At 66.0% G+C, this 6,846-nt stretch carries 8 protein-coding genes; 6 read left to right on the top strand and 2 right to left on the bottom strand.

Annotated features, from left to right (window positions below; all coding sequences use genetic code 11):
* Window positions 1–27: 27 nt before the first annotated feature.
* From ABWP50_RS11505 to ABWP50_RS11485, 5 genes are all read left to right on the top strand, one after another.
* A complete protein-coding gene (locus ABWP50_RS11505) occupies window positions 28–531 on the top strand; it encodes a phasin family protein (protein ID WP_353218128.1) in 504 nt (167 codons plus the stop codon).
* Window positions 532–751: 220 nt separating this feature from the next.
* Window positions 752–1,102, top strand: coding sequence for an ATP-dependent Clp protease adapter ClpS (clpS, locus tag ABWP50_RS11500; protein ID WP_502951049.1), 351 nt, complete (start codon window positions 752–754; stop codon window positions 1,100–1,102).
* A 60-nt stretch (window positions 1,103–1,162) separates the two neighbouring features.
* Window positions 1,163–1,861: an SDR family NAD(P)-dependent oxidoreductase gene (locus tag ABWP50_RS11495; RefSeq protein WP_353218127.1), complete on the top strand. Its 699-nt coding sequence runs from the start codon at window positions 1,163–1,165 to the stop codon at window positions 1,859–1,861.
* A 114-nt stretch (window positions 1,862–1,975) separates the two neighbouring features.
* A complete protein-coding gene (locus ABWP50_RS11490; RefSeq protein WP_353218126.1) occupies window positions 1,976–2,680 on the top strand; it encodes a pirin family protein in 705 nt (234 codons plus the stop codon).
* A gap of 68 nt (window positions 2,681–2,748) precedes the next feature.
* Complete coding sequence (locus ABWP50_RS11485; RefSeq protein WP_353218125.1) at window positions 2,749–4,074, top strand: APC family permease; 1,326 nt, start codon at window positions 2,749–2,751, stop codon at window positions 4,072–4,074.
* Here the strand turns inward: ABWP50_RS11485 and ABWP50_RS11480 are convergent.
* A complete protein-coding gene (locus tag ABWP50_RS11480) occupies window positions 4,071–5,465 on the bottom strand; it encodes a cryptochrome/photolyase family protein (RefSeq protein ID WP_353218124.1) in 1,395 nt (464 codons plus the stop codon). The genes ABWP50_RS11485 and ABWP50_RS11480 overlap by 4 nt on opposite strands.
* Window positions 5,466–5,551: 86 nt before the next feature.
* On the opposite strand from ABWP50_RS11480, the gene ABWP50_RS11475 reads away from it, so the two are divergent.
* On the top strand, window positions 5,552–6,415 hold the full coding sequence (locus tag ABWP50_RS11475) for a D-amino-acid transaminase (protein WP_353218123.1): 864 nt from the start codon (window positions 5,552–5,554) through the stop codon (window positions 6,413–6,415).
* A gap of 34 nt (window positions 6,416–6,449) precedes the next feature.
* On the opposite strand, the gene ABWP50_RS11470 is transcribed toward ABWP50_RS11475, so the two are convergent.
* On the bottom strand, window positions 6,450–6,846 hold a 397-nt coding region (locus tag ABWP50_RS11470; protein WP_353218122.1), incomplete at its 5' end, for a periplasmic heavy metal sensor.

The following is a 6,846-nucleotide window of genomic DNA, read 5'->3' as shown; positions in this document are numbered from 1 at the left end:
CCCACCCCAACAGCAAAGGAAAAGATCATGGCTACCGCATTTGAAACCACCCAGGATGCTGCTCGCACTGCCGCCAGCACGCTGAACGCCCAGACCGAAGCCGCCATCAACAGCGGCAAGGCCGCCATGGAACAGGTCGCTGCCAAGTCGAAGGAAGCCGTTGACGCCAGCATGAAGAGCCTGGACGAAATGAACACCACCGCCCGCGCCAACGTCGATGCGCTGATCGCATCGGCCCGCACTGCCACCACCGGTGTGGAGCAAGTGGTTGCGCATCTGACCGAAGCGTCCAAGAAGTCGTTTGAAGAATCCACGGCCATGATGAAGAGCCTGGCCGCTGCCAAGACCCCGAACGACATGATGCAGCTGCAGACCGAATTCGCCAAGGCGCAGTTCGACAGCGCCGTTGCCGAATACAGCAAGCTGACCGAGATGATGGTCAAGCTGGCTGGCGAAATGATGGAGCCGATGCAGAACCAGATCGCATTGGCCACAGACAAGATGAAGACCGCCTTTACCAAGCAAGGTTGAAGGCGTTTCCCTGGCGCGTTTTGCCAGGCGGACAAATGGGCGGGCGGCCAGAGGGCCGCCCGCCCTTTTTGTGTCCGATATGGCTGCGATTGCCGCTGCTGCCCGCCGGCCCTTTTTTCTGGCGGCGGTTTTGCTATATAGAGCGTTGTTCTCCCTCTCCCCCAGGGCTTCGTTGATGAAGATGGCTGCCGGACATTGTCCCGTGATGACAGACCCCGTGATGACCGACCCCGTGATGACGGACGACGACCGCAGCACCGATGGCGGCCGCGGCAACACCGGTGTGGGCCTGGCTGCCAAGCCGGAAACCAAGACGGCCAAGCCAGCGCTGTACAAGGTGTTGATGCTGAACGACGATTACACGCCGATGGAATTTGTCGTGCTGTCGCTGCAGCGGTTTTTCAAGATGAACATCGAAGATGCCACCCGCGTGATGCTGCATGTCCATCAGCGCGGCGTGGGTGTTTGCGGCATCTTCACCTACGAAGTGGCCGAAACCAAGGTCAATCAAGTCATTGATTTTGCGCGCCGCCACAACCATCCGCTGCAATGCACGATGGAAAAGGAATGAAGGCCGCCTGCGACTGATCGCGCGCTGCTGCAACACGCGCCCTGCGGTAGGGCCTTGCGCATGACATTGCTTCCAAGTTTTCAACCCGGCCTGCACGCGCTTGTCGTCGGAGCCACCGGCGGCATCGGTTCGGCATTTGCCAGCCTGCTGGACGCTGATCCGCAGGTGGCCAGCGTGACGCGCTGGAGCCGCAGCAGCGGTGTGGACCTGACGCAGCCGGACAGCATCGCCGCTGCCGCAGCCGCCCTGCCGGCTGCGCCCGATCTGGTGTTCATTGCCACCGGCGTGCTGCACGGCGATGGGCTGGCACCCGAAAAGGCCAACGCGCAACTGTCTGCCGACGCGCTCACGACTGCTTTTGCCGTCAACGCCATCGGCCCGGCGCTGGTGGCCCGCGCCGTGCTGCCATTGATGCCCAGGGGCCGCAAAACCGTGCTGGCGGCGCTATCGGCGCGGGTGGGTTCGATCAGCGACAATCGGCTGGGCGGCTGGCACAGCTACCGGGCGGCCAAGGCGGCGCTGAACCAGCTGCTGCACACCATGGCCATCGAGCAGGCCCGCCGCAATCCCGAGCAGGTGGTGCTGGCGCTGCATCCCGGCACGGTCGATTCCGGCCTGTCCAAACCGTTCCAGAAAGGCGTGCCAACCCTGTTCACGCCGGACACCAGCGCGCGCCATTTGCTGGCGGTGATCGACGCTGCCACGCCGGCGCAGTCGGGCCAGTTGCTGGATTGGCAAGGCATCGTCATACCGTTTTAAAGCCCACTGTTTTTACCTATGCGTTTCTGGCAATGCTGCTGCGATCCATTCGCATCTGCCGCCAGCACAGCGCGCACCCATATCGCCAGCATCCACTTTTGCCGGAGACCCGACATGCCCACCTATCTGCACCGCAAATCCGAAGACCGTGGCCGCGCCGATCATGGCTGGCTGAAGGCTGCCCACAGCTTCTCGTTCGGCAGCTATCATGATCCAGACATCATGGGGTTCCGCGCGCTGCGCGTGATCAACGAAGATCGCGTCGCCGGCGGCGGCGGCTTTCCCACCCACGCCCACGACAATATGGAAATCGTGACCTACCTATTGGACGGCGCGCTGGAACACCGCGACAGCATCGGGAACGGCGAAATCATCCGCCCCGGCGAGGCCCAGCGCATGAGCGCCGGCACCGGCATTCGCCACAGCGAGTTCAACGCAAGCGCCACCGACGAAGCGCATCTGCTGCAAATCTGGCTGCTGCCCAGCCAGCGCGGCATTGCGCCGGGCTATGAGCAAAAATCGCTGCCCACTGTTGCCAGCGGCGAATCGCGGCTGGACGTGATCGCTGCGCCGGATGCGCCGGACAGCGCCGTCACCATTCACAGCGACGCCAGCATCACCCGCGCCGTGCTGGCACCGGGCGGCACGCTCGGCGCCCCGATCAACCGCGGCCATGCCTGGGTGCAGGTCGCCCGGGGCAGCGTTGTCGTTGACGGCCACGAACTGCACCAAGGCGACGGCTTGGCAATCAAGGATGCAACGTCGCTCTCGCTGTCATCCAGCGAAGGCGCTGAGGCGCTGTTGTTCGATCTGGCATAGGGTCCCGCCATGGACTTGGCTGCCAGCGCACCCTAGCCTGAGGCGATGACCAGCCCCAAGATCCAGGAATGACCGCTCAACACCGGGCAAGCAGCGCCGCAAGCAACGGGGCTTCGGGCCTTGTGGCCGGCATTGGTCTTGCTGCCATGGTCGGCAATCTGGTGGGCTTCGTCATCGGCGGCGGCATTTTCACCCTGCCCGGGGAGATTGCCGCCGCCGTGGGTGCCTGGGCGCCGCTGGCCTATGCCGCGGCAGCGGTTGTGGTTGGCAGCATCCTGCTCTGCTTTGCCGAAGCCACGGCGCGGGTGCCGGCCAGCGGCGGCGTCTATGGTTTCACCGCGGCGGCGTTTGGCCCCTATTGGGGCTGGCTGATCGGCGCGCTGACCTGGGCGGCCAACATCCTGGCCAGCGCCGCGCTGTCCAATGCGGCGGTTGATGCAGCCGGCGCGCTGTGGCCAGCGCTGGCTGCGGCCAATCTGCGGCCCGTGCTGATCGTGCTGCTCTATGCCGTGCTGCTGGCCATCAACAGCCGCAATATCGGCACGGCGGCGCGCTTTGTCGGGCTGTTGACCGCGGCAAAACTGGTGCCGCTCAGCCTGTTCGTGCTGATCGGCGTGTGGTTCATCACGCCGGCCAATCTGGTGCTGCCGCTGCCTGCCAGCGCGCCCGGTGGCCATGCCGATATCGGCCGCGCTGCGATCATGGCGATCTTCATCTACACCGGCATGGAAGGCGGGCTTTCGGTGGCCGGCGAAGTGCGCGATCCGGCCCGCACCATTCCGCGGGCCATTGGCCTGGCGCTGGCCGTTGTCGTGCTGGTCTATGTGTCCATTCAACTGGTGGCGCAGGGCCTGATCGGCGCAGCGCTGGCTGGGGCGCCGGCGCCGCTGGCCACGGCGCTCAGCAGCGTGTCGCCGAAACTGGGCGCGCTGATGGCGGTGGGCGCGATCATCTCGATCTTCGGCTTCCTCACCAGCGATGCCATGAGCTCGCCGCGCATCGTTTTTGCAGCTGCCCGTGACGGCATGCTGCCGCGCTGGCTGGCCGCGATCGAGCCGCGCCAGCACGTGCCGCGCAACGCAGTCTTTGCGCATCTGGTGGTCGCCGTCTTGCTGGCGGTGAGCGGCAGTTTTGAAACGCTGATCATCGTTGCCACCCTTGCCAGCCTGTCGGTGTACGCCATCGGCTGCGCCGCCGCGCTGCGGCTGCGGGCACTGGGCGTCGAGCAGGCCGGCCCGGTGACGGAGCTGCGCGTGCTGAAGCCGGCCGCGGCGGTAGCCTTTGCCGCCATCGCGTGGCTGATACCGCAATCAACGCAGGCCGAAGCGGCGGCGCTGGCGCTGTTTGTCGGGGTGATCACCCTGTTGTTCCTGATACGCCGCAAGCCCGACTAACCCGCCTTCAGTTGCCCCCACGCGGCCAGCGCGCGGGCCCGCGCCGCTTCGTGGCCCACCACTGGCGCCGGATAATCCCGGCCCAGCTTCACGCCAGCGCGCAGCAAGGCCACGCCGGCATCCCAGGGCGCGTGGATGGCGTCGTCAGGCAGCTTGGCCAGTTCCGGCACCCAGCGGCGGATATAGTCGGCAGCGGCAAACTTGGCGCTTTGACCGACCGGAGCGAAAATCCGGTTGAATGGCGATGAATCGACGCCCGATCCCATCACCCACTGCCAGCCTTGCGAATTGCTGGCGTAATCGGCATCGACCAGCGTGTCCCAGAACCAGCGCGCACCGTGCCGCCAATCGATGAGCTGGTGCTTGACCAGGAAACTGGCGGTGATCATGCGCACCCGGTTGTGCATCCAGCCGGTGGCCCACAATTGCCGCATGCCGGCATCAACAATCGGATAGCCGGTCTGGCCGTGCTGCCAGGCGTGCAGGCCAGCGGGATCATCAAGAAACGGGAAGCGGGCGAATGCCGCGCGGTTGGGCGCATCGCCATGATCGGGGAATTGATCGATGATATTGGCGGAAAAATCGCGCCAGCCCAGTTCGCGCAAATAAGGCTCGGCCACTGTCTCGCCCACCGCGTCGGCGATGCCGTGCCAGGCGGCGTTCGGTGATATTTCGCCCAGCGCCAGATGCGGGGACAGGCGCGACGTGCCTTCAACCGCCGGCAGGTTGCGCGCGGCATCATAACGCGCGGCGCGGCGCGCAAAGTCAGATAGGCGCGCGGCCGCACCCGCTTCGCCCGGCTGCCAATCGCCAAAGCCGCCCGACCAATCCGGCGCGGTGGGCAGCAACCGCCACGCATCCAGATCATCGCCGGCAATGTGCGCCGTATCCGCCCAGCGCAGGTCCGGCACCGGCAGCGGGCGCGGCGGCGGCATCTGATCGAGCAATTTTTTCCACCACGGCGTGAAAATCCGGTAGCGCCCGCCGCTGCCGCTCAGCACGGTTTCCGGCTGCGCCAGCGTCACGCCCATGTGCGTGGACACGGCGCCAGCCTCTTGCACTTGCGCCAACGCCCACGGCTCGTGATGCACCAGCGTGTGCACATCCGCCCGCAAGGTTTCGGCCAGCGCCCGCACCACCGGGCCAGCCCGGCCGCGCCGCAGGATCAGCCGGCCGCCGCGCGCTGCAATGGCGGCGGACAGGCTAGTCAGGCTGTGGTGCAGCCACCAGCGCTGCGCCGCGCCCATGCGCCAATGGCCGCCACCATCGCTCGGCGTGTCATCATCCAGCACATACACCGCCGCCACCGGGCCGCCCGCCGCGGCAGCGATCAAGGCGGCATGATCGGACAGCCGCAAATCATTGCGAAACCAGACAAGCTGGGTGGTCATCGGCGCTCGCCCTCGACAAAACTCTGGTTCAGCCGCTAGACGTTGGCCGCCCCAGAGTCACGTAACCTCAACAGGATCGCAACACCATGCCGCAACTGGCCTATGTCAACGGGCGCATCCAGCCGCTGGCGGACGCCAGCCTGCATGTCGAGGATCGCGGCACCCAATTTGGTGACGCCATCTACGAAGTGTGCGCGGTGATGAACGGGCAGATCCTGGATTGGCAGCCGCATCTGGTGCGCCTGCGCCGCAACCTCGCTGAGCTTGGCATTACGCTGGATATGGAAAATGGCCCGCTGACGCTGCAGGCCCGCCGCCTGATTGCGCGCAACGGCCACAAGCAATGCATCATCTACATGCAGATCAGCCGCGGCACCGCCAAGCGCGACCATGCGTTTCCGGGCGCAGCGCCGGCAAATCTCGTCATGACCGTGCGGCGGTTCGATTTTGCGCAGCGGATCAAGCAGCTGGCCACCGGCATCGGCGTGATCACCCAGCCGGACAATCGCTGGGGCCGCGTGGACATCAAGACCACCGGCCTGCTGCCCAACGTGCTCGCCAAACAGGCCGCGAAACAGGCCGGCGCCTTTGAGGCGTGGATGGTCAGCGGCGATACGGTGCGCGAAGGCAGCAGCACCAACGCATGGATCGTCAAGGATGGCCGCATCATCACCCATCCGGTTGGCACGGCCATCCTGCCCGGCATTGCGCGCAGCAGCCTGATCCATCTCGCCCGCGCTGCGCAAATGCTGGTGGAGGAACGCCCGTTCACGCTGGCCGAAGCGCTGGCTGCCGACGAAGCCTTCCTGACATCGACCACCGCGCCGATCTTGCCGGTGGTGCGCATCGATGGCCAGGCGGTCGGCACCGGCATGCCCGGCCCGGTGGTCAGCCGGCTGGCCGATCTGGTCTGGGCCGAAGTGGCGCAGCAAACCGGCTGGCGCGCCTGAACCGGCGCTGATCAATCGCGCCGCCGGGGCTGCTTTATTCAGTGGGCGGCGCTGGCGGGGCGTCAGCGCTGCGCCGGCTCATCCGGTCATGCATCTTGCCGCGCCAGCCGTCCATGCGGGCATCCATGCGGGCCTTCATGGCGCGGCTGTCCGCCACAAAGGCCTTGCGGTCTTCCAGGCTCAATTTCTGCACGGCGGCGAGCATCGCGGCCTGGCGCTGCTTGCGGCTGGCATCGGCCAGGGCGCGCTCCTCATCGGTCACACGCTTCACCGCCGCCAGATCAATCTTGTCCGCCGACAGCAAGGTCAGCATCTGTTCGCGCACCGCTTCCATCTGCTGGCGTTCCGCGCGGCGATTGCCGCCCGCTGCCATGGCTTCGCGCATGATCTGGCGGCCAGCTTCGGTCATCGATGGGAACATGCCGGCGCGC

The organism is Sandarakinorhabdus sp., assembly GCF_040398645.1.
Taxonomy (GTDB): domain Bacteria; phylum Pseudomonadota; class Alphaproteobacteria; order Sphingomonadales; family Sphingomonadaceae; genus Sandarakinorhabdus.
Note: the sequence above shows the minus strand (reverse complement) of the source record. Positions and strands in the feature narration are given on the sequence as shown.

Excerpts from the sequence above, each read along its gene's own strand:
- ABWP50_RS11505 (WP_353218128.1), top strand. The coding sequence starts at position 28 with ATGGCTACCGCATTTGAAACCACCCAGGATGCTGCTCGCACTGCCGCC.
- clpS (WP_502951049.1), top strand. The coding sequence starts at position 752 with ATGACCGACCCCGTGATGACGGACGACGACCGCAGCACCGATGGCGGC.
- ABWP50_RS11495 (WP_353218127.1), top strand. The coding sequence starts at position 1,163 with ATGACATTGCTTCCAAGTTTTCAACCCGGCCTGCACGCGCTTGTCGTC.
- ABWP50_RS11490 (WP_353218126.1), top strand. The coding sequence starts at position 1,976 with ATGCCCACCTATCTGCACCGCAAATCCGAAGACCGTGGCCGCGCCGAT.
- ABWP50_RS11485 (WP_353218125.1), top strand. The coding sequence starts at position 2,749 with ATGACCGCTCAACACCGGGCAAGCAGCGCCGCAAGCAACGGGGCTTCG.
- ABWP50_RS11480 (WP_353218124.1), bottom strand. The coding sequence starts at position 5,465 with ATGACCACCCAGCTTGTCTGGTTTCGCAATGATTTGCGGCTGTCCGAT.
- ABWP50_RS11475 (WP_353218123.1), top strand. The coding sequence starts at position 5,552 with ATGCCGCAACTGGCCTATGTCAACGGGCGCATCCAGCCGCTGGCGGAC.